This is a genomic window from Chitinophaga vietnamensis (genome assembly GCF_902167635.1).
GTDB lineage: Bacteria > Bacteroidota > Bacteroidia > Chitinophagales > Chitinophagaceae > Chitinophaga > Chitinophaga vietnamensis.
Genome location: NZ_CABHMS010000003.1, coordinates 442,170 through 464,414, shown reverse-complemented (window position 1 = coordinate 464,414; position 22,245 = coordinate 442,170). Strand labels below are relative to the sequence as shown.

At 51.9% G+C, this 22,245-nt stretch carries 19 protein-coding genes; 10 read left to right on the top strand and 9 right to left on the bottom strand.

What is annotated here, in order from left to right; all coding sequences use genetic code 11:
- Positions 1–10 precede the first annotated feature (10 nt).
- The gene (locus FPG75_RS10005; protein WP_143306637.1) at positions 11–829 is read left to right on the top strand and encodes an SDR family oxidoreductase; all 819 of its coding nucleotides are present in this window, start codon (positions 11–13) and stop codon (positions 827–829) included.
- 204 nt (positions 830–1,033) lie between these two features.
- Here the strand turns inward: FPG75_RS10005 and FPG75_RS10000 are convergent, their stop codons facing one another.
- From FPG75_RS10000 to FPG75_RS09985, 4 genes are all read right to left on the bottom strand, one after another.
- Complete coding sequence (locus FPG75_RS10000; protein ID WP_143306636.1) at positions 1,034–1,801, bottom strand: isocitrate lyase/PEP mutase family protein; 768 nt, start codon at positions 1,799–1,801, stop codon at positions 1,034–1,036.
- 8 nt (positions 1,802–1,809) lie between these two features.
- Positions 1,810–2,664, bottom strand: coding sequence for a DUF5829 family protein (locus tag FPG75_RS09995; RefSeq protein ID WP_143306635.1), 855 nt, complete (start codon positions 2,662–2,664; stop codon positions 1,810–1,812).
- A gap of 40 nt (positions 2,665–2,704) precedes the next feature.
- The gene (locus FPG75_RS09990; RefSeq protein WP_143306634.1) at positions 2,705–3,484 is read right to left on the bottom strand and encodes a PhzF family phenazine biosynthesis protein; all 780 of its coding nucleotides are present in this window, start codon (positions 3,482–3,484) and stop codon (positions 2,705–2,707) included.
- Positions 3,485–3,569: 85 nt separating this feature from the next.
- Positions 3,570–4,205, bottom strand: coding sequence for a LysE family translocator (locus FPG75_RS09985; RefSeq protein WP_143306633.1), 636 nt, complete (start codon positions 4,203–4,205; stop codon positions 3,570–3,572).
- Between the two features lie 59 nt (positions 4,206–4,264).
- Between FPG75_RS09985 and FPG75_RS09980 the strand changes: the two genes are divergently transcribed.
- The 4 genes from FPG75_RS09980 to mgtA all read left to right on the top strand — a co-directional run bounded on the left by FPG75_RS09980 (position 4,265) and on the right by mgtA (position 9,676).
- Positions 4,265–4,855, top strand: a complete 591-nt coding sequence (locus FPG75_RS09980; RefSeq protein WP_143306910.1) for a Crp/Fnr family transcriptional regulator — start codon at positions 4,265–4,267, stop codon at positions 4,853–4,855.
- An 84-nt stretch (positions 4,856–4,939) separates the two neighbouring features.
- Entirely contained in the window at positions 4,940–5,413 is a 474-nt protein-coding gene (locus FPG75_RS09975; RefSeq protein ID WP_236652756.1) for a DoxX family protein, read from the top strand.
- A 322-nt stretch (positions 5,414–5,735) separates the two neighbouring features.
- Positions 5,736–6,875, top strand: a complete 1,140-nt coding sequence (cfa, locus tag FPG75_RS09970; protein WP_317130741.1) for a cyclopropane fatty acyl phospholipid synthase — start codon at positions 5,736–5,738, stop codon at positions 6,873–6,875.
- A gap of 89 nt (positions 6,876–6,964) precedes the next feature.
- Complete coding sequence (mgtA, locus tag FPG75_RS09965; protein ID WP_143306631.1) at positions 6,965–9,676, top strand: magnesium-translocating P-type ATPase; 2,712 nt, start codon at positions 6,965–6,967, stop codon at positions 9,674–9,676.
- Here the strand turns inward: mgtA and FPG75_RS09960 are convergent.
- A complete protein-coding gene (locus tag FPG75_RS09960) occupies positions 9,671–10,228 on the bottom strand; it encodes an RNA polymerase sigma factor (protein WP_143306630.1) in 558 nt (185 codons plus the stop codon). The genes mgtA and FPG75_RS09960 overlap by 6 nt on opposite strands.
- 126 nt (positions 10,229–10,354) lie before the next feature.
- On the opposite strand from FPG75_RS09960, the gene FPG75_RS09955 reads away from it, so the two are divergent.
- Genes FPG75_RS09955 through FPG75_RS09935 form a run of 5 tightly spaced genes read left to right on the top strand, consistent with a single transcriptional unit; the run spans position 10,355 to position 18,936 of the window.
- Complete coding sequence (locus FPG75_RS09955) at positions 10,355–11,293, top strand: FecR family protein (RefSeq protein WP_161596745.1); 939 nt, start codon at positions 10,355–10,357, stop codon at positions 11,291–11,293.
- 55 nt (positions 11,294–11,348) lie between these two features.
- On the top strand, positions 11,349–14,723 hold the full coding sequence (locus FPG75_RS09950; RefSeq protein ID WP_143306628.1) for a TonB-dependent receptor: 3,375 nt from the start codon (positions 11,349–11,351) through the stop codon (positions 14,721–14,723).
- Positions 14,724–14,733: 10 nt separating this feature from the next.
- Entirely contained in the window at positions 14,734–15,567 is an 834-nt protein-coding gene (locus tag FPG75_RS09945; protein ID WP_161596744.1) for a DUF4397 domain-containing protein, read from the top strand.
- 2 nt (positions 15,568–15,569) lie between these two features.
- Positions 15,570–17,228: a hypothetical protein gene (locus FPG75_RS09940; RefSeq protein ID WP_143306626.1), complete on the top strand. Its 1,659-nt coding sequence runs from the start codon at positions 15,570–15,572 to the stop codon at positions 17,226–17,228.
- A gap of 58 nt (positions 17,229–17,286) precedes the next feature.
- Complete coding sequence (locus FPG75_RS09935) at positions 17,287–18,936, top strand: hypothetical protein (protein ID WP_143306625.1); 1,650 nt, start codon at positions 17,287–17,289, stop codon at positions 18,934–18,936.
- Between the two features lie 54 nt (positions 18,937–18,990).
- Here the strand turns inward: FPG75_RS09935 and FPG75_RS09930 are convergent, their stop codons facing one another.
- Genes FPG75_RS09930 through FPG75_RS09915 form a run of 4 tightly spaced genes read right to left on the bottom strand, consistent with a single transcriptional unit; the run spans position 18,991 to position 22,215 of the window.
- Positions 18,991–20,346: a sensor histidine kinase gene (locus FPG75_RS09930; RefSeq protein ID WP_143306624.1), complete on the bottom strand. Its 1,356-nt coding sequence runs from the start codon at positions 20,344–20,346 to the stop codon at positions 18,991–18,993.
- 2 nt (positions 20,347–20,348) lie between these two features.
- Positions 20,349–21,023, bottom strand: coding sequence for a response regulator transcription factor (locus FPG75_RS09925; RefSeq protein WP_143306623.1), 675 nt, complete (start codon positions 21,021–21,023; stop codon positions 20,349–20,351).
- Positions 21,024–21,027: 4 nt separating this feature from the next.
- Entirely contained in the window at positions 21,028–21,909 is an 882-nt protein-coding gene (locus FPG75_RS09920) for a hypothetical protein (protein WP_143306622.1), read from the bottom strand.
- A 12-nt stretch (positions 21,910–21,921) separates the two neighbouring features.
- Positions 21,922–22,215, bottom strand: a complete 294-nt coding sequence (locus FPG75_RS09915) for a hypothetical protein (RefSeq protein ID WP_143306621.1) — start codon at positions 22,213–22,215, stop codon at positions 21,922–21,924.
- Positions 22,216–22,245: the final 30 nt, after the last annotated feature.

Here is a 22,245-nt window from a genome sequence, read left to right as displayed (position 1 = left end):
GCAGCGAGCTATGACATTTCAGCAACGTACTATCTTCATTACCGGCGCGAGCCGCGGCATAGGAAAGGCGATCGCCCTGCGCCTGGCTGCATCGGGCGCCAATATTGTAATCGCCGCTAAAAGCGTGGAAGAAGACCCGCGACTGGGCGGCACCATCTATTCCGCCGCCAAAGAGGTGGAAGCCGCCGGTGGCAAGGCTTTGGCCGTACAGGTAGATATACGTGAAGAAGAACAGATCGCTGCTGCCGTGCAACAAGCCGTTGACACTTTCGGCGGCATCGACGCAGTGATCAACAACGCCTCCGCCATCCAGCTCACCAACACAGAACAGACACCGGCCAAGCGCTTCGACCTGATGCATGATATCAATGTACGCGGTACTTTCCTCGTTACACAACATTGCATCCCCCACCTGAAGAAAGGCCAGAACCCGCATATACTCACGCTCTCGCCGCCAGTGACCCTTAACCCGAAATGGTTAGGGCCTCACGTAGCGTACACGATCAGTAAATACAACATGAGCATGCTGGCCCTCGGATGGGCTGCCGAGCTGGCCCCTTACAAGATCGCCGCCAACGCGCTCTGGCCAGCCACCACCATCGCCACCGCAGCCGTGAAAAACCTGCTCGGCGGTGATGCCCTCATCCGCATGAGCCGCACCCCCGACATCCTCGCAGATGCCGTCCACTACATCCTCCGCCAACCCTCCGACACTTACAGCGGCCACACCCTGCTGGACGAAGAAGTGCTGCAATCCGCCGGCATCACAGATTTAGACAAATACGCGGTAACACCGGGCGGGAAATTGTATCCGGATTTATTTCTTTAAGCGCGAAGGTTGTCTGGCTCAGGATTATACTGATTTAAAGGATTACCAGGATTTTTTTTACAGGATTAAAAAAGGATTCTCGAAGATCGTCTCGAATGTATGATTTGATCTTCGAGAATCCCTTTTTAATCCTTATTAATCCTGTAAAAAAAATCCTGATAATCCTTTAAATCAGTATAATCCTGAGCCAGACAACCTTCGCGTTCAAAACAAACCGCTCACTGACTGGGCGGACTGTATCGAGGTGATTACCTGCGACAGGTGTGCGTAGGTGGCGCGGTATACGCTGCCGCCAACGCTGATGCGCTTTACGCCGAGGGCGGCGAGTTCGGGGAAGTCGGGCAGGCCAGCCATGGCCAGCACGTTAACGGGGCGTGTAGCCGTGGACGTTACCTGGCGGATATGTTCAGGCTCCTTAATGAAGGGAACGAAAAGGCCGTCGGCGCCGGCCTTGGCAAAGGCTTCCAGCCGGGGCAGCGTTTCGGCCAGCGGATCGGCTACTTTCGCGAGGAAAGGATCGATGCGGGCATTGATGAAGAGCTGCAGATTTTTTTTGTCGATGTGGTTCCTGATGGCGGCCAGCTTCTGACTGAAATCCGCTACCGGCAATAGTTTTAGCGTACCATCCATATACGAGTCCTCGATATTGAAACCCACTACGCCGAGGTCGTGCAGCTGTTCAAGGTGGAGCAATACCTGGTTGATGTCATTACTGTAGCCTCTTTCGATATCGGCGGAGAGTGGCACTTTGATACTTTTGGCGATGCGGCCTACCACATACAGCAGTTCTGAAAAAGGGATATTCTCTCCATCTTCATACCCTAAAGATTCCGCGATGGCCGAGCTGGTGGTGGCCACCGCTTGTAATCCCTGTTCTTCGTAAAGCTGTGCTGCGCGCACATTCCAGGCGTTGCCGATCAGCAGCGGAGTATCCTGCGCATGCAATTGTTTGAATTTTTCGTAATTGTTCATAAGCTATGCTATTGAAAAACGATGTTGCCGTGTTTCTTGTTAAATACAATTTTTACATGGTCGGATAAGGGTACCACTTCCTTGCGCGGCTCACTGCTTTCAAAGGCGATGGCGGCAATGCTGTAGCGGTCTTCCGGTTTCCGTTCGCGGAAACGGATGGAGAAATTATCAGGCGACAACAACTCGTTGTTGCCGATCTTTTTATATCCGCAGGCGGTGAAGAGTTTCGTGAAATATTCTTTCTCTGCTGGCGTTACCCGCAACAGTACGCCGGTAAAGTGTTTCAGCAGTTTGCCGCTACGCTCGCCGCTGACGTGCCGCAGGTAATCATTGCGGGTAAGGCCATTGCCATTATGTTCCCAGTGGTTATAGTCGAAATAAGCGGGCAGGTATTCCATCACCCACCAGGTGATGTGCGATTGAGAAAAAAAAGTAGAGTCGTCAATACTCAGCACATTGAACCAGGGTATGGTAGTTTCGTTCATCTTCCTTTGCCGGACGCTGTTGGATGTTTTGTATTGCGTGTGCAGTGAGCCGTCGAGCGATTTCAGTTCTCCGGCGCCGTCTACACTGAGGCCAAAGCCTGACATGCCTATTGGCAGCTTGATGCCGCTGCTATCGAACAGTTCGATGTAGTTGTCTGAACCGTAGAGATAGGTGCCTGTCCAGGTTTCGCCGCTGTCGGCGGTAGTGGTGTGGCTGTTGACGGCAGCCAGTTCCTTGTTCACGAATCCAGCGTTCTTGATAGCGGCGAGGTCGGCGGTATCAAGCACCAGGAAGAGGTGATTCACATGCACTTTGGGCAGTTGCTGGCCCAGGGCCTGCAGCGAGCAGATGCTGAGCAGGAAGATAAGGCGTTTCATATGAGACTTTGTACGCCGAATTTACGTAATCCCTGACACCTCAGCAATGAAAATAACCATCGATGACGGTAACGGCCTGGCCGCGCAGCAGCACACGGTCGCCTTGCAGCTCTACCTGTAGCTCGCCTCCTCTGGGCGAGGCCTGGTAAGCGAAAAATTCATTTTTACCGAGGTGGGCGGCCCAGTAGGTAGCCAGGCTGCAATGCGCCGTTCCTGTTACGGGATCTTCGCTAATGCCCACCGGGCCTGCAAAGTAGCGGGATACAAAATCGTAGGGCGCTTTGCCCCGGGCGGTGATCACGGTACGGTAAGGCTTCAGGGCGTTGAAGTCGGGCTGATAGTTGCGTACCGCGGCATCGTCCGGCAGCTCGATGATATAACGGTCAACACTATACGAAATTTGAACGGCATCGGGGAAGATGGCTTTGAGCGCCCCCGGAGCGTCCACCTCTTCGATGACGCGTGCGGGGAAGTCGAGCCCGATCCAGCCGCCGGGCTGCTGTTTGGCGGTGAGCAGGCCGCTGAGGGTATGAAAGCGGATCATTTCATCGGCAGGGACGGCAGCCGTTTGCCAGAGCACATGCGCCGCGGCCAGCGTACCGTGGCCGCACAGCGCGACCTCCACTGCGGGCGTGAACCAGCGGAGCAGGTACTCATCGCGCTGACGCAGCAGGAAAGCGGTTTCCGAGAGGTTGTTCTCTGCGGCAATGTGGAGAAGCGTTTCATCTGGCAACATCTCTTCCAACAAACATACGCCGGCCTGATTGCCCTTGAATGGCTGCTGTGTAAAAGCATCTGCCTGGAAAAATCTGATCTGCATGAAAATTCTTTTTACAAAAGTGACATAATTTTCAAACCAAAAACAGATGCAAAAATTAAATTTCGGACCGTATCAGATGAAACCTTCATTTGCCTTTATCGAAGGCCATACGTATAGCCAGTCCCGTGAGTACGCTGGCCATAAACCACTTCTGTACGGCAATCCAGCGGGGATTGGCATTGAACCAGCCCGTTACGCGGGCGGCCATCAGCACGATCAGGGTATTGATGCAAAGGCTTACAGAGAGCTGTGTAAAACCCAGCGTAAGGCTTTGCGCTAACACAGATCCATATTCCGGTTTGATGAACTGCGGGAAGAACGACAGGTAGAACACGGCCACCTTGGGATTGAGCATATTGGTGAACAGCCCCATGGCAAAGAGTTTGGCCGGACCGTCGATCTGCAGGTCTTTCCTGTTTTCAAAAACGCTCCTGCCACCCGGCTTGATGGCGTTCCAGGCCAGGTACAGCAGGTAGATGATACCCGCGGTTTTGAGCACGGTATAAGCAAAAGGGACGGCCATCAGCACCGCGGTAAGACCGAAAGATACCAGCAGGATGTGGAACAGGAAGCCGCATATCACGCCGGCGAGAGAGATGAGGCCTGCCTTGCGGCCCTGCGTGACCGAACGGGAGATCACGTAGATCATGTTCGGGCCGGGCGTGATCACCATCACGAAAGCGGCCAGGATAAAGAGCAGGAGCTGATGTAAGGGTATCATCGCAAAAAATTTTTGCCCCACAAGGTAGTAAAAAATAGCAGTACCTTCGTACACATATTATGTACGAACCTATCCTTGCACATATTGCCCGCTATGTTACTTTCACGCCGGAAGAAACCCGCTTGTTCTGTGAAGCGCTGCAATACAAGAAAGTGCGGCGGCGCCAATACCTTTTACAGGAAGGAGAGATCTGCCGTTATGATTATTTTGTGGTGAGCGGCTGCCTGCGGCAATATGAAGTGAGCGATAACAGCCGCGAAAATGTGGTGCAATTTGCCTTTGAAAACTGGTGGATGTCGGACTGGTACAGCATCCTGTCGGGCACCCCTACCATCTACAACATCGACGCGCTGGAAGATGCCGAAGTGATATTGATCGAAAAGAGCGTACTGGAAAAATTGTTTACCCAAATACCGGCGCTCGACAGCTATTTCCGCACGATGCTGCTACAGGCCTATGCCGCCTTGCAGCGCCGCATCCTTTACCTGCAAAAGCCCGCAGAAGAGCGTTATGCTGAGTTCATCAAACATTACAGCTGGTTTGAGCAGCGGGTATCGCAGCAGCATATCGCCTCTTTCCTGGGCATTACCCGGGAAACGCTCAGTCGCCTGAAAAGCCAGCAGGCAAAGCAATCCAGGGATCTGTTGTGATAAATGTCACAATTTTATTTTATCAAAGGTCACGTATAAATCAGGTACATCGTATGAATTTTGTAGCAGCAAAAAACGACACACATGTACAAATCATTTATGCAAAGGATCTTCTCGACAGACAGTAACTGGACCGGCTTTGTTCTCCGTCTCACCTTAGGGCTGGTGCTCTTTCCGCATGCCACGCAGAAGATGTTTGGCTGGTTCGGCGGGCCGGGCATCTCCGGTGAAATGCACTATATGACCGCCATCATGAAACTGCCGGCCTTTGTTGCAGCATCTGCCATATTTGTAGAATGCGCCGGCATGATCCTGCTGATCGCTGGCGCAGGTACGCGCATCGCGGCTTTCAGCCTTTTCTGGCTCTTCATCGGCATGATCGCCGTAGAACACGGGCAGAACGGATTTTTCGTGAACTGGTTCGGCGTCATGCCCGCGGGCAAGGAAGGCTTTGAATACCATCTCCTCGTACTCGGCATCTGCATCGCCCTGCTGATACAAGGCGGTGGCAGATACGCCGTGGACGGTACGCGAAGGTTGTCTTACTCAGGATTATAATGATTGAAAGGATTAGCAGGATTTTTTTTACAGGATTAAAAAAGATTCTCTTGATTTAAAGCGAAGATCATTTTTTGTCCCCGGGTTCCACCCGGGGCTACCGGGCTTTAGCCCCTACGGGGCAGAACAAAACGGGGATCGGCCCCATAGGGGCCGGAGCTTGGTAGCTCCGGGTTCCATCCGGGGACAAAAAAATAATCTTCGCTTTAAATCAAGAGAATCTTTTTTAATCCTGTAAAAAAAATCCTGCTAATCCTTTCAATCCTCATAATCCTGAGCAAGACAATCTTCGCGACAATTTTCGTAAATTAGTTATCAAATAGTGGAGGCTTTTCTTATGAGAACGGAAAAATCAAAAAGCATTGTAACCCGACTGCTATCCTCCGCCGGCGTTACCATTAACGGCCAGAACCCCTGGGATATCCAGGTTCATGATGACCATTTTTACGAGCAGGCCTTACAAGGCGGCTCCCTCGCAATCGGCGAATCATATGTAGCCAACTGGTGGGACTGCGCACAGCTCGATGGCTTCTTCACCCGCATATTGCGCGCCCATCTCGATGAACAGGCAGGACATAACATCTCCCTCAAACTACATGTATTGTTCTCCCGTTTGTTCAACCTGCAAACTACTACCCGATCGCTTCATAATGTGGAACGGCATTATGATATCGGCAATGACCTGTTCCAGCAGATGCTCGACAAACGCATGGTGTATTCCTGCGCCTTCTGGCAGGGTGCTCATTCACTGGATGAAGCACAGGAAAACAAACTCGATCTCTCCTGCCGCAAACTGCGGCTGGAACCCGGTATGCAGGTGCTGGACATCGGCTGTGGCTGGGGCAGTTTTGCCCGCTTCGCAGCAGAACGTTATGGCGTACACGTTACCGGCATCACGATATCCAAAGAACAGGCCGCCCTTGCCAAAGAACGCTGCAAAGGCCTGCCCGTAGATATCAAACTGATGGACTACCGCTCCCTCAACGCCCGCTACGATGCTATCGTATCTATCGGCATGTTTGAACATGTAGGCTATAAGAACTACCTGGAATATATGCGCATCGTGCACCGCAGCCTGAAAGAAAATGGCCTCTTCCTGCTGCATACCATCGGGTCCAATACTTCGCATACTTTTACCGACCGCTGGATCAACAAATACATTTTCCCCAACAGCATGCTGCCCTCTGTAAGCCAGATCGGTAAAGCCATTGAAGGACTTTTTGTGATGGAACACTGGGAGAATTTCAGCAGTGACTACGACAAAACGCTGATGGCCTGGTACGATAATTTCACCGCAGGATGGGACCAGCTGAAGCACCGCTACAGCGCAGATTTCTTCCGCATGTGGAAGTATTACCTGCTGTCATGCGCCGCCACTTTCCGCTCGCGAAGCAGTCAGCTCTGGCAGGTAGTATTGTCGAAAGGCGGTGTGGACGGCGGCTACAGGGCGCCCGCCATCTAATAAATTTCTAATAAGCTTCTAAGAGATCTCTAACTGAGGCCTTCCCGCGCCCATGCTACATTTGCTGCTGGAACCCAAAAACAGCGGAGATGATAAAAGCTACAACGGGAAAATTGAGGAAACGTATTTCCATCACCCAGATCATTGCCTCCAGCGGCGTTGATGCAGACGCCGAAACAAAACTGAAGAACGCATCCCGGCACGATAAAGCGTTCTGCATGGCCATGCTCGACAGCCAGGAGCTGGGGCTGCGCCCGCAGCAGGTGGAGGCCAAATTGAAATTGTTCGGCCCGAATGAGCTGGTGCATGAAAAAGCGCCGGCCTGGTACCGGCAGCTGCTATCGGCCTTCATCAATCCTTTCATCGGTGTGCTCATCGTAATCGCCGTCATCTCCCTCATTACAGACGTATGGCTGCAAGCCGCTCCCGACCGCGATTACAAGACGGTGACCGTAGTAGCCGTGATGGTGATGCTCAGCTCCCTGCTGCGCTTCTGGCAGGAGTTCCGCAGCAACAAGGCCGCAGAACAACTGAAACGCATGGTGACCACCACCACGCTGGTGCTGCGGGAAGATACCGGCAAAAAGGAAACCGATATCCAACAGGTGGTTCCCGGCGATATCCTTTTCCTCTCCGCAGGAGATATGATACCGGCAGATTGCAGGATATTACATTCCAAAGACCTCTTTGTAAGCCAGGCCGTATTAACCGGCGAAGCCTTGCCAGTAGAGAAGAACGGCTTCACCATCGCCAATGCGCTCACCATACCGCTGCTGGAACTGGAGAACATCTGCTTCATGGGCACCAACGTGGTAAGCGGCACCGCCACTGCCATTGCCGTGACCACCGGCAGCCAGACCTACTTCGGCGCCATCAGCAAATCCATCACCGGCAAACGCGCTGAAACCAGTTTCGACAAAGGCGTGAACAGCGTGAGCTGGCTGCTCATCCGCTTCATGCTCGTGATGGTGCCGCTCATCTTCCTCATCAACGGTTTTGTAAAACACGACTGGATAGAAGCGCTGCTCTTCGGCATCGCAGTAGCCGTAGGCCTTACGCCGGAGATGCTGCCCATGATCGTTACCGCCAACCTCGCCAAAGGCGCACTGAACATGAGCAAACGCAAAGTGATCGTAAAAAGGCTCAACGCCATTCAGAATATCGGCGCGATGAACGTGTTATGCACCGATAAAACAGGCACCCTCACGATGGATAAAATTGTGCTGGAAAGACATCTCAACGTATTGGGCGATGACGACGACGAAGTGCTGAAATGGGCCTACCTCAACAGTTTCCACCAAACCGGCCTGAAGAACCTGCTGGATGTGGCCGTGCTGGAACATGCAGAGCTGCATGATTACCTGAAAGTAGAAGAACATTATTTAAAAGTAGATGAGATACCGTTCGACTTCCAGCGCCGCCGCATGTCGGTGATATTGAAACAGCGCAACGGCAAGCACCTGCTTATTTGTAAAGGCGCCGTAGAAGAGGTGCTGGACCTCTGCTCCCATTGTTTTGAGCCAGGCGAGAACCGTGACCTGCATGTAGAGAATGACCGTATCATCCCGATGGATGCCGCCATGCGCGATACCGTACGTAACACTTCCCTGAAACTCAATGCCGAAGGGCTGCGCGTGCTGTTGGTAGCCATCCGTGAATTTGATCCACGTGCACTGACCTATTCCATTGCCGATGAAAAAGAGATGGTGCTAACGGGTTTCATTGGCTTCCTCGATCCTGCCAAACCCTCTGCCCGACCGGCTATTGAGGCATTGCAGCAATTAGGCGTAGCGCTCAAAGTGCTCACCGGCGATAACGAAACCGTTACCCGTAAAATATGCAGCGATGTGGGCATCCCTGTAAACCGTATCATGCTGGGTAATGAACTGGATCAGCTGAACGACCGCGAGCTGGCTACAGCCGCGGATCATACGAGCATCTTTGCAAAACTGAGCCCGGCGCAGAAAAGCCGCGTAGTGCGCATATTGCAATCGCAGGGCCATACCGTTGGCTTCATGGGCGATGGCATCAATGATGCCGCAGCCCTCCGCGATGCCGATGTTGGTATCTCCGTTGATACCGCCACTGATATCGCTAAAGAAAGCGCCGATATTATCCTGCTGGAAAAAGACCTGATGGTGCTGCGCAAAGGCGTGATCTATGGCCGCAGAACTTTCGGCAACATCATCAAATACATCAAGATGACCGCCAGCAGCAACTTCGGCAATATGTTCAGCATGCTGGGCGCCAGCGTATTCCTGCCTTTCCTGCCGATGTTGCCGGTGCAGCTGCTGGTACAAAACCTGTTGTATGATATCTCCCAGATCTCCATCCCCTGGGACCGTATGGATGCGGAATATATTGCCGCGCCCCGCAAATGGGATGCATCGGGCATTGCGCGCTTCATGATATTTATAGGGCCGGTGAGCTCTGTTTTTGATTATGCTACGTTTGCGCTGATGTTTTATTTTTTCAAGGCCAATATGCCGGAGCATCAGTCTTTGTTCCAGAGTGGCTGGTTCATTGAAGGATTGTTATCGCAAACACTGATCGTGCATATGATCCGTACGCGCAAGATTCCCTTTATTCAAAGCTGGGCCACTGCGCCGGTGCTGGCGCTCACCACGCTCATCATGGCGATAGGCATTTTCCTGCCTTTCTCTCCGCTCGCGCCGGCGCTGAAGATGCAGCCTTTGCCCATCGCTTATTTCCCATGGCTGATAGCGATACTTACCGGGTATTGCGTGCTGACGCAGGTGATCAAGACCTGGTATATACGGAAATTTGATCAGTGGTTATAAGAGCCGGTTTACGGCCACCAGTACCAATAGCAGCTCGCAGTTGGTGATGAGGTCTTTTTTCAGGAGGCGGATGGCTTTGCTCATATGTTTTTCCACCATACTAACGGAGATGGACATACGAAGAGATATTTCGCGGTAAGAGAGGCCTTCCTCGCGGTGCATGATATATACCCGCCTGCAGTTGTCCGGCAGCTGGCTGATAGCGGTATCCAGTGCCTGCAGAGGCTTCCGGGGGCTTTCAGCCGGCATGGTCACCAGCTGTTCTACTTCTTCTTTCATGGTTTCGAGCCAGGTGGTATCTTCTTTCACTCGGCGGCGTATCACATCGATCAGCAGGTTGCGCGCAATCGTTTTCAATAAAGGGAGCGCATGTTCCGGCTCCCGCACCTCTTCCATTCTCTCCCATATCTTCAGGTAACATTGCTGCATAAGGTCTTGCAACAGGTGATCGTCGTGCGAATAGTTACGCAGATAGTGATGCAGCCTGTCGCGCGAGGCGAGGTACAGGCTTGTGAATGCCCTTTCCTTATCATACGTAGCAGCGAGGCTCATAGTGCTACAAATATAGGCAGCGAGCCTCCGTAGTACAACATTACCAAATTGTTAATTCAAACAGATCTTTCTTTTTTGCGTTGAGGTGAACGACTGGTTTCACGTGCTAGTAGTATGGATGCGCAAATGCTACAACGATATATTGACAACACCTGTACCGAGGAAGAGCGCAGGATGGTATGGCAATACCTGCAAGAACAGGATGCCCCTGCGCTGGAACACTTGCTGGATGAGGGCTGGAACGATCATGTGCCACCAATGCCAACACAGATGGCTGCCGAACTGGATAATCGTTTGTCGCCCTTTTTAATCCGCCGCCGCACGCGGCAATTATTCTACCGCTGGGCCGCCGCCGCAGCGATACTGCTGCTGGCCGCAGGCTGGTGGCGGTTTTCCAGACCTATCGCCACGCACGATGCGCCCGTTCCCCTTGCCAGCCGTGAGATCAGCAACGCTACCACCACTGTGAAGCGGCTCACATTACCGGATGGCAGCCATATCTGGCTAACGCCGGGCGCGCGCATACAGCTCGATGATGATTTCAATCTTCACAACCGGCGGATCGCCTTATCAGGAGAGGCCTACTTTGAAGTAGCGCCGGCAGCGATGCCGTTTATCGTTGATGGCGGCGACTTACAGACGACGGTATTGGGCACACATTTCAACATGGAAGCATGGCCGGGAGAACGCAGCGTGAGCGTATCACTGTCTGCCGGGAAAGTAGCCGTGAAGCATGCCGACAGCACCATGATTTTACAACCGGGCATCAAACTGACTTACCGCAAAACACAGCACACTTTTATTACGCGGCATTTTTCTACCGACAATGAAACCAACTGGAAACGTGGCGCCATCGTAATGGACGATATCCCGCTGGAGGCGGCCTTCCACCGGCTGGAAGCGCGTTACCACAAGAAGATCATCTGGCCGCAGGGCGCCTTCCGCGAAGCGCGCTTTACTGCCACTTTTGAGCAAACGCCCTTAGCCGTGATCCTGCATAACATGGCTTTCATTCACGGTTTCAGCTACCAGACAAAAGGTGATACTGTTCTGATCCAAAATTAAAAATGCCCCCGCTGGCAGGCGGAGGCACAAAAACAATCGTTTTTAAAGTTTACGTATGAACAAATTTAGACAAACCAGCGCAATCCATCCAAAAAGAAAATGGGGGCAGCTACTATGCCTGCTATGGCTGTTCTTCGCTACTTATGCGCAGGCGCAAACACCCTCGATGGAACAACCGGTCACCATCGTGATGCAACACACTCACCTTGCCGCCGTGATGGCGGAAGTAGACCGGCAAAGCGATTACAGCTTTTCGTATGACCGTGCCTCCCTGAGCAGCATCAAGGTAGAACATGCCAACTGGAAAAGCGTGCCGCTCAAACAGTTGCTCAATGAGCTGATGCAGACCTACGGCATCCTTTACCAGGTAGAGGCGCATACCATTGCCGTGAAACTCGGTCCCAAGGCGCATCCTGGCGCAGGCAGCGGAGCGGTTCGCGGACGTGTGGTAGATTTTGAAACAGCTACTCCCCTCCCTGGCGCCACCGTGCAACTCGATGGCACCAGCATCGGCGCCATTACTGACAACAAAGGCTATTACCAATTGCCGGAGGTGCCCGCCAATACGTACACGCTTGTGGTAACTTATATCGGTTATCAACGTGCAGTATTGTCCAAAGTGCAGGTGGAGAGCGGCCGCACAGCCGCCTATGACGTAAAGATGCAGAGCGGCGGCTCTTTGAAAGAAGTGATTATAGGTAGCGGCCCCCGTAAGGTAAGAGCCGTTACGCACAGTACCGAGCAACAGCTGGTGCAGGAGATCAAAGGCGCTACCGGCGTGGTTTCCGGTATCTCCAGCGAATTGATCTCCAAAACTGCCGACCGCAACGCAGCCGAAATTGTAAAGCGCATTTCCGGCGTAACCGTAGTAGATGACCGCTTCATCGTGGTACGCGGGATGAATGAACGATATAATCTCACCTATCTCAACAGCAACCTTGCGCCATCCACTGAATTATTCAACAAGGCATTTGCGTACGACCTGCTGCCCAGCAGTGTGATCGACAAGATACTTGTGTACAAATCGCCGGTGGCGGACCTTGTAGCCGATTACGCCGGCGCCGCCGTGAAAGTATATACGAAAAATGCGATGCCGGTGAAACATTTTGATATCGGCGTACAAGCGGCTGCCCGCGAGGGTTCTCATTTCACCAATATCAATAGTTATAATGGCGGTAAATATGATTTCCTGGGATTCGATGATGGCGGTCGCAAGCTGCCGGCCTTCTCCCCTGGCGTGTTTGAAAGCAACCGCCGGGTGAATGGCGTATCAAACGAAGACTATCTCAAAGGTTTCAACACTACCTTATCGCCCGGTAAGCGCTACAGTCTGCCCGACCTGCAACTCTTTGCCAACTATTACAATAGCTGGAAACTGGGCAGGGCGCGGTTGTACGATCTCACCTCTCTCACCTACACCAAAGAAACTACGGCCTTTGATATCTACCGTCAGCGCGGCAACACCAATGCAGATGTCATCACCCTCACCGATCCCGGGCAGGCATTTGGCGACAAGAATCGCATCACCAACAGCGAGCAGACGACAGAAACCGGCAAGATCAACGTATTGGAAAATCTCACCCTGAAGCTGAACGACAAGAACAGCATTTCCTTCCGGAATTTTTTTGTGAATGACGGGAAAAGACAGACCAGTATTGACCATACCCGGCCCAATACCTTACCGGAATATTACCGTACAGGCACTTTCAAACAGGATTATTTCCTCTCCTTCCAGCAACGTTTGCTGTATTCCGGCAACCTGAACGGCGTACACCAGTTGAAAGACGACCGGCAGCAACTGGAATGGAACATAGGCTACACGCACGACCTGCAAAGCATTCCCGATATGCGTATCAGTCATTTCGGTATGCGGTATCCCATTACGGTAGACAGCACTGCGTGGACAGCATTAGGTTCCAATGGCGGCGCGGATGATATACATTCCGGCATGATCTCCCGTCTTTTTATCAAGAGCCTCGAACAGGTGTATAATGCATCCCTTGACTATACCTTTCATCTCTCCCCCTCATTCACCCTGAAAGCCGGTGGCTATGAGCTTTTCAAGACGCGGCAGGTAGGACGCCGCTTCTTCCGGGTGAACAGGGCGGGCCTGGCAACGGAAGAATACCAGGGGCCTTATGGCGATCTGAACTGGAATACCGGTTACGGCTATACGAATCTGCCGCTGGTGCAGTTCCGTCCGGAGGATCTGTCGAAAGTATGGTCCACGCATTATTTCCCGGCAGATGGCACGGGCCTCGCGGTGTATGACGCCACCGCGCCTACCGACGCCTATATCGCCAGCGAGCAATACAATGCTTTTTACCTGATGGGCGACTGGAAGGCCGGCAGGCATTTCACTTTCAATGTGGGCCTACGCGGAGAATATGACCGGCAGAGACTTGCAGGCGCCAAGCCAGGCGCGGAAGGCGGCAGCTCCGTTGAAGCAGTGAACATCGATAAAAAGAAAACGATCATACTGCCTTCCTTCAATGCCAGCTATCAGCCCGACAGTACCATCGTGATACGCGGTAGCTACGGTCGTACCGTGAACCGCCCCGATTTTCGCGAGCTCACGCCCTATGGTGATTTTGATTTTCTGAACAACGAAGTGATCACAGGTAATGCACATGTGGTGACCGCGGTGATCGACAACTACGACCTCCGTGCAGAATTCTATCCACGCAATAACCACAGTGAGATGTTCAACATCGGCGCATTTTACAAATACCTCGATCATCCCATTGAAAAGATGCGCAACGAAATTACCAGCAGCACCGTAGCCGATCTTTTCAGCTTCACGAACATTACGTATGACAACTCTGTCAGTGGCCGCCTGTGGGGCCTGGAGGCAGAAGTAAAGAAGAGCCTCTCTTTTATTCCAGGTAATCTCTTCCGCCATCTGTCGTTCGTATTCAATGGCTCTGTTATCAAAAGTGAAACGATCCGCCGCAAATTCAACAACGATTACGCTACCGATACTTTACACAAGCCTGGAGGACCGCTGCAGGGGCAGTCGCCTTACATCTTCAACACCGGTCTCTTTTATGAAAACGTTGCCAGCGGCACCAAGATCGGCTTGGTGTATAACGTGAATGGCCCGCGCATCTATGCCAAGAGCACGCGCACGCCTTCCGACACCACCGCCACCGATGCGTATACCCGTCCGGACCTCTTGCAGCTGCCCATGCACCTGCTGGATCTCTCCATCACGCAAAGGCTCGTGAAATCGCTGCAGCTGAAACTCAGCATTCAAAACCTGTTGGACCAGGAATACCGCATCATTGAAGATCATAACTATAACCAGCGCTACGACAAAGAATATCCCCTGACCGGATCAAATAACCTGACATATTTCGCAGGTGATAATATCTACACAAAATATAAACCGGGCAGGTATCTGCTCTTACAATTCACTTATGCATTCTAATCAATATCATATGCGTTTTTTTCAAATAACAGGATGGTGTTGTTGCCTGCTGCTATGGCTGAGCGCCTGCAAAAAAGAGGTAGACATGGGCTGGGAGCAGCAGCAAGCAGCTGCGCAGATCAATTTCTATAATGCGTCCTATGCTTTGATCGGACAATCCACTGTCAACCCGCGCGGCAATATGATACTGGTCGATAGTCGCGACACGACCTATACGCCCCGCATCGATATGCAGGATGCAAAATATCCGTACTTCTGGAATCCTGTCAACTACGGTTACGCATACCCGCTTGCCATGCGTACACAATGGATCAGCTATATGCGGTTCACTGCCGGTACGCACCGGCTTTACCTGCTGGATACTTCCAAAACCATCCTGGACAGCAGCGCTGTGCAACTGAGCAATGACCGCGCCGCCACCGTGTTCTATGCCGACAGTCTGGGCAGCTACCGTATGCTGATGGTCAACGATGCCTTCACGCCTGCCGATGGCAAAATTGGTTTGCGCATCGTGAACCTGAACCCTACTGATGGCGATGTGTTCATCACGATCAATAAGACGATACCTGCTGCATTGCCCGCCAGCACCCACTATGGCGACCATACGCCGTTCATTCCGCTGGATATAACGCGCATGGATACACTGAAAGTGAAAGTTTATCAGCCGGGAGACACCTCCCACTTCCTGGCACGCACATCAGTAGAAGTAGTGCCCGGTCATGCCTATACGCTGGTGATCAGCGGCTATGGCAGCGGGGCGCCGGCCAGTTATAAAGACCGTGCGAGCGGCCGTACGGTGGGCATCTCCAGTAATTTCTCCATCGCTCCGATCAAAAACTTCTAAACATGGCAAAACAATTATTATCATATCTCCTCTTGCTACTGCTAATTGCGCCTGCTTGTAAAAAGGTAGATGATCATGCAGCCATGGTGAATAGCCAACCCTGGCTGGCAGACAATTTCAGCAGCCGCCGGCTGAACTGGGTATATCCCGCTTCACTAGCCGTAGGCGATACCGCCGTATTGGTAGGACGCTTGTTTCCTTATCAGGCTGGTACAACGATCGAGGTGGGCGGCATACCCGTGAAGATCATCGACACGATGAAGATAGCGCCAATCTATACTTCCTACCAACAGCAACCGCAAGTGGATGTGATCCGCTTCCTGATCACAAAAGACATGGGCGTTGGCGCCCGCAGGCCTGTAAGCGTTACCGCTAATGGTGTTACAATCGACGGGCCGCCGCTGAACATTACTTATTTCCAGGCAGGTACTGCGCGCACAGATACCACCCTGTGGGCAGATCCACTGGTAAACTGGGTACCGGATAATGTGAATCAATTATCACAAAACAATTCCCTGCTAGTGCGCTCCATCCATAGTGATGGCGATGGCAATATCTGGTTCGATAACCCTTACGGCATATACGAAGTAGCCAATGCGCAGGTAAAGAAAGTGCTGAAGCCTGGCGATGCCCTCACCGATGCCGGCAACACTGCTTTCAAACTATTGACAGTACTGGGCAGCGCCGTTTCCTATGATGGCAACACGCTCTATTTCTCCGCAGAAACCAGTGAAAACAACGCGGATACCGTGGCCAACTATATTTTCAGGATCTGTAAAATGGATGTTAACACACGACAGCTTAGTACTATCAGCCGCACCCTTGTCCTGAAACAACAGAGCGCAACAGTGGAAAGCGGCCTTCACTATGAAGGCCCGGTGGCGCAAGTGAAAATAGTGGCGCGCAACCTGTCTACAGATATCAATGGCAGCCTCTATTTCACCAATTACTACTCACCGGCCTCCAACCAGTATGACCGCCCTTATTGGCACGACAACGTTATCACGGGTGCCATGGGATTTGACCTGATCCAGCAATCTTGCTACAACTATGTTTGTAAACTGGATGTAGGCGGCAGGATCACGGGTATCATCTCTGCACAGAGCAATTATGTGCTGCCAGGTTCGCCGGTTTTCCTGGGTTATTTCTTCAACGACTTTGCCGGCCAATACTTGTACGGCTATACGAATCCCGATTTTAACAACTACCGGCTTGGCCAGTTTGATATCGTAGAAGGCGGAATGGTGAGCGAGCAAAAGAATGGCTTCCAGCAATCAGGATTTGTATTCCAGTCGTTTGAAACGGACAAAAGGTACAAGCTGACCGGCAACATTGGTATTCCGACGCCCGATCCTACGACTTTCCTCAACAACCTGATATGCTTGAATGACGGTACCATGCTGGGAGTTAATTACTCGCTCACTGTTTATGATTTCACAAATCATAGCGCTTACTGTTACGCCGGTACCGAAACGGGCTCCGATCCGACCGGCTCTGCGCCACCGGCGCAAAACCAGCATACCGGGCTGGCCAAGTGGGTGGATTTTTCAGATGCCTCGCTGATAGGTCAAGACAAATCCGGTGTTGTGTATTACTGCCGGGGTGCCAGTGATTACACCAATGGCGTTACCTTTTACAAGCTCTATCCCAAAAAACGTTGATAACCTATACACTCCTCCGCACCCTGCTGCGGGGGAGTTTTTGCTTAAATCCCAATTTATGAAACCATTATTATCATATATTCTGCTGTTGCTACTTATTGCGCCTGCCTGCAAGAAGGTGGACGACCACGCCACAATGGTGAGTAACCAGCCCTGGCTGGCAGATCATCTCAACAGCCGCCGGCTGAACTGGTCCTACCCTGGCTCATTGGCCGTAGGCGATACAGCCATCTTTGTGGGACGCCTGTTTCCCTATCTGCCTGGCACTGCGATCAAAATAGGCGGCGTGCCGGCGACGATCATCGACACCATGAAGGTAGCGGCAATATACACCACCTATAATCCGCAACCGGAGGTGGATGTGGTTCGCTTCGTGATCACAAAAGATATGGGCATCGGCGCACGCAGGCCGGTAAGCCTTACTGCTAACGGCATTACGATCGATGGTCCTCCTTTGAACATCACCTATTTCCAGGCCGGTAATGCACGCACGGATACTACCTTGTGGGTAGACTCACTGGTGAACTGGATACCGGAAAATGTGAAGCTGCTATCACAAAAAAATTTCCTCCAGGTGCGCTCCGTACATAGTGATGGCAATGGCAATATCTGGTTCGATAACCCGTATGGCATCTACAAAATGGCCAATGCACAGGTAAAAAAAGTGATACAGCCTGGCGATGCCTTCACCGACGACAGCAATACGGCTTTCAGTATCAGTACCATTATGGGCAGCACCATTTCATATGATGGCGACCTGCTGTATTTTTCCGCGGAGACCAGCGAGAACAACGCAGATACCGCCGCCAGCTACATCTTCCGCCTCTGCAAGATGGACCTCCGCACCCAAAAGGTAAATACTATCAGCCGTACACTGGTGATGAAGCGGAACGACGTGACGGAAAGCGGGCTTCATTACGAAGGCCCTGTGGCACAGGTGAAGATAGTGGCGCGCAACCTCACAACGGATATTAACCATAACCTTTATTTCACCAATTACTATTCACCTGTCTCCAATGCCTATAGCCGGCGCTATTGGCATAACGCCATCATCTCTGGTATTAACGGCTTTGACATGTTCCAGAGCTCTTGTTACAACTATGTTTGCAAACTGGATGCTGGCAACAGGGTCACTGGCATCATTTCTGCGCAAAGCCAGTACCCTACACCCGGCGCACCGGTTTTCCTCGGTTATTTCTTCGTTGATTTTGCCGGCCAATACCTGTATGGCTATACGAATCCTGACCTTAACAACTACCGGCTTGGCCAGTTTGATATTGAAGAAATCGTGATGGTAAATCAAATAAAGAACGGCCATCAGCAGAAAACCTTTGTATTCCAGTCTTTCGAAACCGATCCGAACTACAAGCGTACCGGCAACATTGGCATCCCGCAGCCAGATCCTTTCTATCGCTTCAACAGCCTGCTATGCCTGAACGACGGCACCTTGCTGGGCGCCAATCCCTCACTTACGGCTTATGATCTTATGCACAACAGCGCTTATTGTTATGCTGGTACTGAAATAGCGGCGACCGTTGCCAGCAGCGCGCCTTCCGCACAAAACCAGCGTACCGGGCTGGCCAAGTGGGTGAATTTTTCAGATGCAGGATTGATCGGCCAGGATAAATCCGGCGCGGTATATTTCTGCCGGGGTACCAAGGATTATGTTCATGGCGTTAGTTTTTACAAGCTCTATCCGAAGAAATAATATACCCTATACTATCCCTGCCATTGCTCGGTGACGGGGACAGTATTTTATCATTTACCTTATTCTTGCATTTGCTCCCCTGTGGCCTGGCTGCGGGGGAGTTTCATTGTAAGGGAAACGCACTATAAACACACTCCCTTTCCCTGCTTCCGACTCCACGCTGATACGGATATCATGATACTGCGCGATGGTATTGGCGATGGAAAGCCCCAGCCCATAGCCTTCTTCAGCAGTTCTCGCCACTTTTTTGAAACGATGAAAGATAGTGCCCAGCTCCTGCGCCTGTATGCCGATACCGGTATCGGCTATACGTAGTTCATAGGCATCAGGGAGCAAAAGGCCGCTCACCCGGATGCTGCCGCCTTCCTTGTTATAGCGGATGGCATTGTTGAGCAGGTTGTATAGCAGTTGAAAGATAAGATCATGATTGAGGTGCGGTACTTCTACCGGCCTGGGGAACTCCACTGAAAACTGCAACCCTTTTTCTTCAAGGCGATGTTCCAGTTCTTCCATCACTTCCGCCACCAGCGCGGGTATAGACACTTTGTCTTCTTTCGGGAACTGGTCGTTCTCGATACGGGATATTAACAGTAACGACTGTACGATTTTCTTCAGGCGGTGCAGGGTGCGCATCATGCCCATGATGTGCTTTTGCAGTTCTTCGTCCTGTTCGTCGGTCATGAGGTTCTCCATTTTTGTTTGCAGGATACTGATGGGCGTCATCAGTTCATGCGAAGCGTTGGAGGTAAATTCCCGTTCCTTTTCGAAGGCTTCGTTCACTTTGTTCATGAGCTCCACCAGCGAGTCGTCGAGGTATTTGAAATCGGTGGTGGAGGTTTTCACAGGCGGCCCCTGCTCCCGGAAAGGGAAGCGGCGGTGCAACAGCCGTGTGCGGATGATGAGGTCCAGCGGCTTTAGCAGCAGCCTTGTGAATACCAGGTCGACCAGGATCGTGAGCACGATCAGCGCCCCCAGTACGTATAGGGCCACGCGTTGTAAAGGCCGGTTGTACTGGTTGATGGTGGCCATCGTTTTGCCTACTTCGAGCAGGTAGTTTTTGTTTTGGTAATGGAACACATGACTGAGCACCCGGTAGGTCAGCGTATCCTGTTCCACCACACGTGGCAGTGTGGCAATAGTATCAGGAAACACTTTGAGGGCGGGCTCGAGGGAGATGTATTCTTCTTTGAGCATGGTGTAGCTGCCATAGGTCTCTTCCCCTTGCAGGTAGGTATCGATGCCGTGCAACTGAATTTCCTGCATGACTTTTTTCTTTTGTTCGCGCAGGTAAAAATCATTGTAGCGGAAAGCGATCCCACCGATCAATGCAGGCAACAGCAGTACGAAAAGCACGGCTATAGCCATTTTCGACAAGGTAATAAACAGTGTCAGCTTGGTAAATAGTTTCACGCTCAGATCTTTATTTTATAGCCCACATGCCGGATGGTAAGCAGCCAGTCTACCGCTGCGTAGACCGACAGCTTTCTCCGTATATTCTTGATATGTACATCAATATAATTCGAATCATATTCATCATCTGAATAATTGCCCCAGATATGTTCGCTGAGCTGCATGCGGGTGAGCGGCCTGTTCTTGTGCAGCAGCATATAGCTGAGCAGGTCGAACTCTTTCCGGGAGAGGGTGATCTCTGTTTGTTCGAAGAACACGCTTCTCTTTTGCAGGTCTACCTGAAAATCGCCGAGTGGGATAAGCGTATCCTGCAGGGCGAATTTCCTTCGGGCCACTGCCTGCATGCGCGACTGCAATTCCAGCAGGGAGAAGGGTTTCGGCAGGTAGTCGTCCGCGCCGAGGTCGAGGCCGCGGATACGGTCTTCCAGCTGCCCTCTTGCGGTGAGGATGATGCAGGCGGCCTCGGGTTGCTGTTTACGGATCTCTTGCAGCAATACGAGGCCGTCTTTATCAGGAAGGCCGAGATCGAGAAGAATGAAATCGTATTGATTATCGTCGAGCCTGTCCATAGCTTGCCGCGCGCTGGCGGCGAGATCGCAGCGATAGAAAGCTTTTTTGAGAAATGCTTCCATTTCGGTGGCCATAGCCCTTTCATCTTCTACGATCAATACTTTCATGCGCTTAGAACTGATAATAAAAACTGCAGGTTACAAAAGAGTTGGTAGTGCCGGCGCCTGACAGGGCTTTATCGCTCAGCAGGGACAGCTGGTATTCCACTTCCACCATATAATGCGCGCGGTTATAGGCCAGCGGCACTTTCAGGTTATATGACAAGAGGTCGAAGCGTGTAGCCTCCGCCGTTACTGTTTCGGTAGTGCCGGGAACGCCCGGTATGATGGGGATGGGCAGTCCGAGCAAACTATCTTTCAGTCTTTTCTCCCGTACATATGTTTCATAAAAATGCTGGGTACCGGCAACGACGCTGATGGCGGGCGTGAGTGTGATCAGGTCTTTATTTTTAGCGATGCTGCCCAGTTGTATCTGTTTCTCTGTGCTGAAGGTAGCGAATATGTCCTGCTGTTTGCCGAAGGCATAATCTACGTTGATGCCGGTGGTCATCCAGTATTTATACTTCAAAGATGCGGCGGCATTATCCGGATTGGCTGCCTGCAGGAAAGCGGAATAGGCCGGGTAGAAAGTGTGGCTATAGCTCAGATCCGCTACCAGCTTCTTTCCTATGGGAAATGTAAATCCGGCGCCGGCGGCCGAAGCGGATACCACATGATTTGAATCGTTGAGCAGGCGGATGGCGGTGCCGGTGAAATAGAATCCTGAGCGCAGTTGTACGGAGGCTACGGCGGCGATGTAGGGCAGCTTGTTGGCCGCTGCTTGCCCGTAGTAGCTGGCATTGTTAGTATATTGCGCGCCCAGTGTAAAAGTTACCGCTTTCTGTTTTTCCGTCTGTGTGCTGTCTGTCTGCGTGCTGGTGCTGTCAGTCTGCGTCTGCGCCTGCACAGTGCTATAGCACAGCCCTGTGAGGAGCAGTATTAGTGCATATCTCATATTACGCTCTCTTTACCCACCGATCCCGATAATCGGGCGGGTGATGATTTTTGGTTTGATGATCTTTATTGTTTTGACGGGCAGCGGAGCAGGAATGGCCATCGGCTTGATGAGCCGTCTCGACTTAGGTACTTCCTTGATCTCCGGTAACAGTGGTTCTGCCGGTTTCTCCGCCGGATTTGTGCGTACCGGCGGCACGCTGTCTGCCGGCAGCGTCAGGCCAGGGCCACGCCCATAGCCAGCCTGTGGCTGCATCAGTGCCAGGAAAAGCACCAGCATCAATCCGGAGGACAGCAATTTAACCATGTGTTACAAAAGTAGCAAATCCGACCAGGA

Coding starts and splice junctions, on each gene's coding strand:
- FPG75_RS09990 (WP_143306634.1), bottom strand. CDS start 3,484: ATGCAGATCAGATTTTTCCAGGCAGATGCTTTTACACAGCAGCCATTC.
- FPG75_RS09920 (WP_143306622.1), bottom strand. CDS start 21,909: ATGAGATATGCACTAATACTGCTCCTCACAGGGCTGTGCTATAGCACT.
- FPG75_RS10000 (WP_143306636.1), bottom strand. CDS start 1,801: ATGAACAATTACGAAAAATTCAAACAATTGCATGCGCAGGATACTCCG.
- FPG75_RS09935 (WP_143306625.1), top strand. CDS start 17,287: ATGAAACCATTATTATCATATATTCTGCTGTTGCTACTTATTGCGCCT.
- FPG75_RS09950 (WP_143306628.1), top strand. CDS start 11,349: ATGAACAAATTTAGACAAACCAGCGCAATCCATCCAAAAAGAAAATGG.
- FPG75_RS10005 (WP_143306637.1), top strand. CDS start 11: ATGACATTTCAGCAACGTACTATCTTCATTACCGGCGCGAGCCGCGGC.
- FPG75_RS09980 (WP_143306910.1), top strand. CDS start 4,265: ATGTACGAACCTATCCTTGCACATATTGCCCGCTATGTTACTTTCACG.
- FPG75_RS09940 (WP_143306626.1), top strand. CDS start 15,570: ATGGCAAAACAATTATTATCATATCTCCTCTTGCTACTGCTAATTGCG.
- FPG75_RS09955 (WP_161596745.1), top strand. CDS start 10,355: ATGCTACAACGATATATTGACAACACCTGTACCGAGGAAGAGCGCAGG.
- FPG75_RS09945 (WP_161596744.1), top strand. CDS start 14,734: ATGCGTTTTTTTCAAATAACAGGATGGTGTTGTTGCCTGCTGCTATGG.
- FPG75_RS09960 (WP_143306630.1), bottom strand. CDS start 10,228: ATGAGCCTCGCTGCTACGTATGATAAGGAAAGGGCATTCACAAGCCTG.
- FPG75_RS09985 (WP_143306633.1), bottom strand. CDS start 4,205: ATGATACCCTTACATCAGCTCCTGCTCTTTATCCTGGCCGCTTTCGTG.
- FPG75_RS09995 (WP_143306635.1), bottom strand. CDS start 2,664: ATGAAACGCCTTATCTTCCTGCTCAGCATCTGCTCGCTGCAGGCCCTG.
- FPG75_RS09925 (WP_143306623.1), bottom strand. CDS start 21,023: ATGAAAGTATTGATCGTAGAAGATGAAAGGGCTATGGCCACCGAAATG.
- FPG75_RS09915 (WP_143306621.1), bottom strand. CDS start 22,215: ATGGTTAAATTGCTGTCCTCCGGATTGATGCTGGTGCTTTTCCTGGCA.
- FPG75_RS09975 (WP_236652756.1), top strand. CDS start 4,940: ATGTACAAATCATTTATGCAAAGGATCTTCTCGACAGACAGTAACTGG.
- mgtA (WP_143306631.1), top strand. CDS start 6,965: ATGATAAAAGCTACAACGGGAAAATTGAGGAAACGTATTTCCATCACC.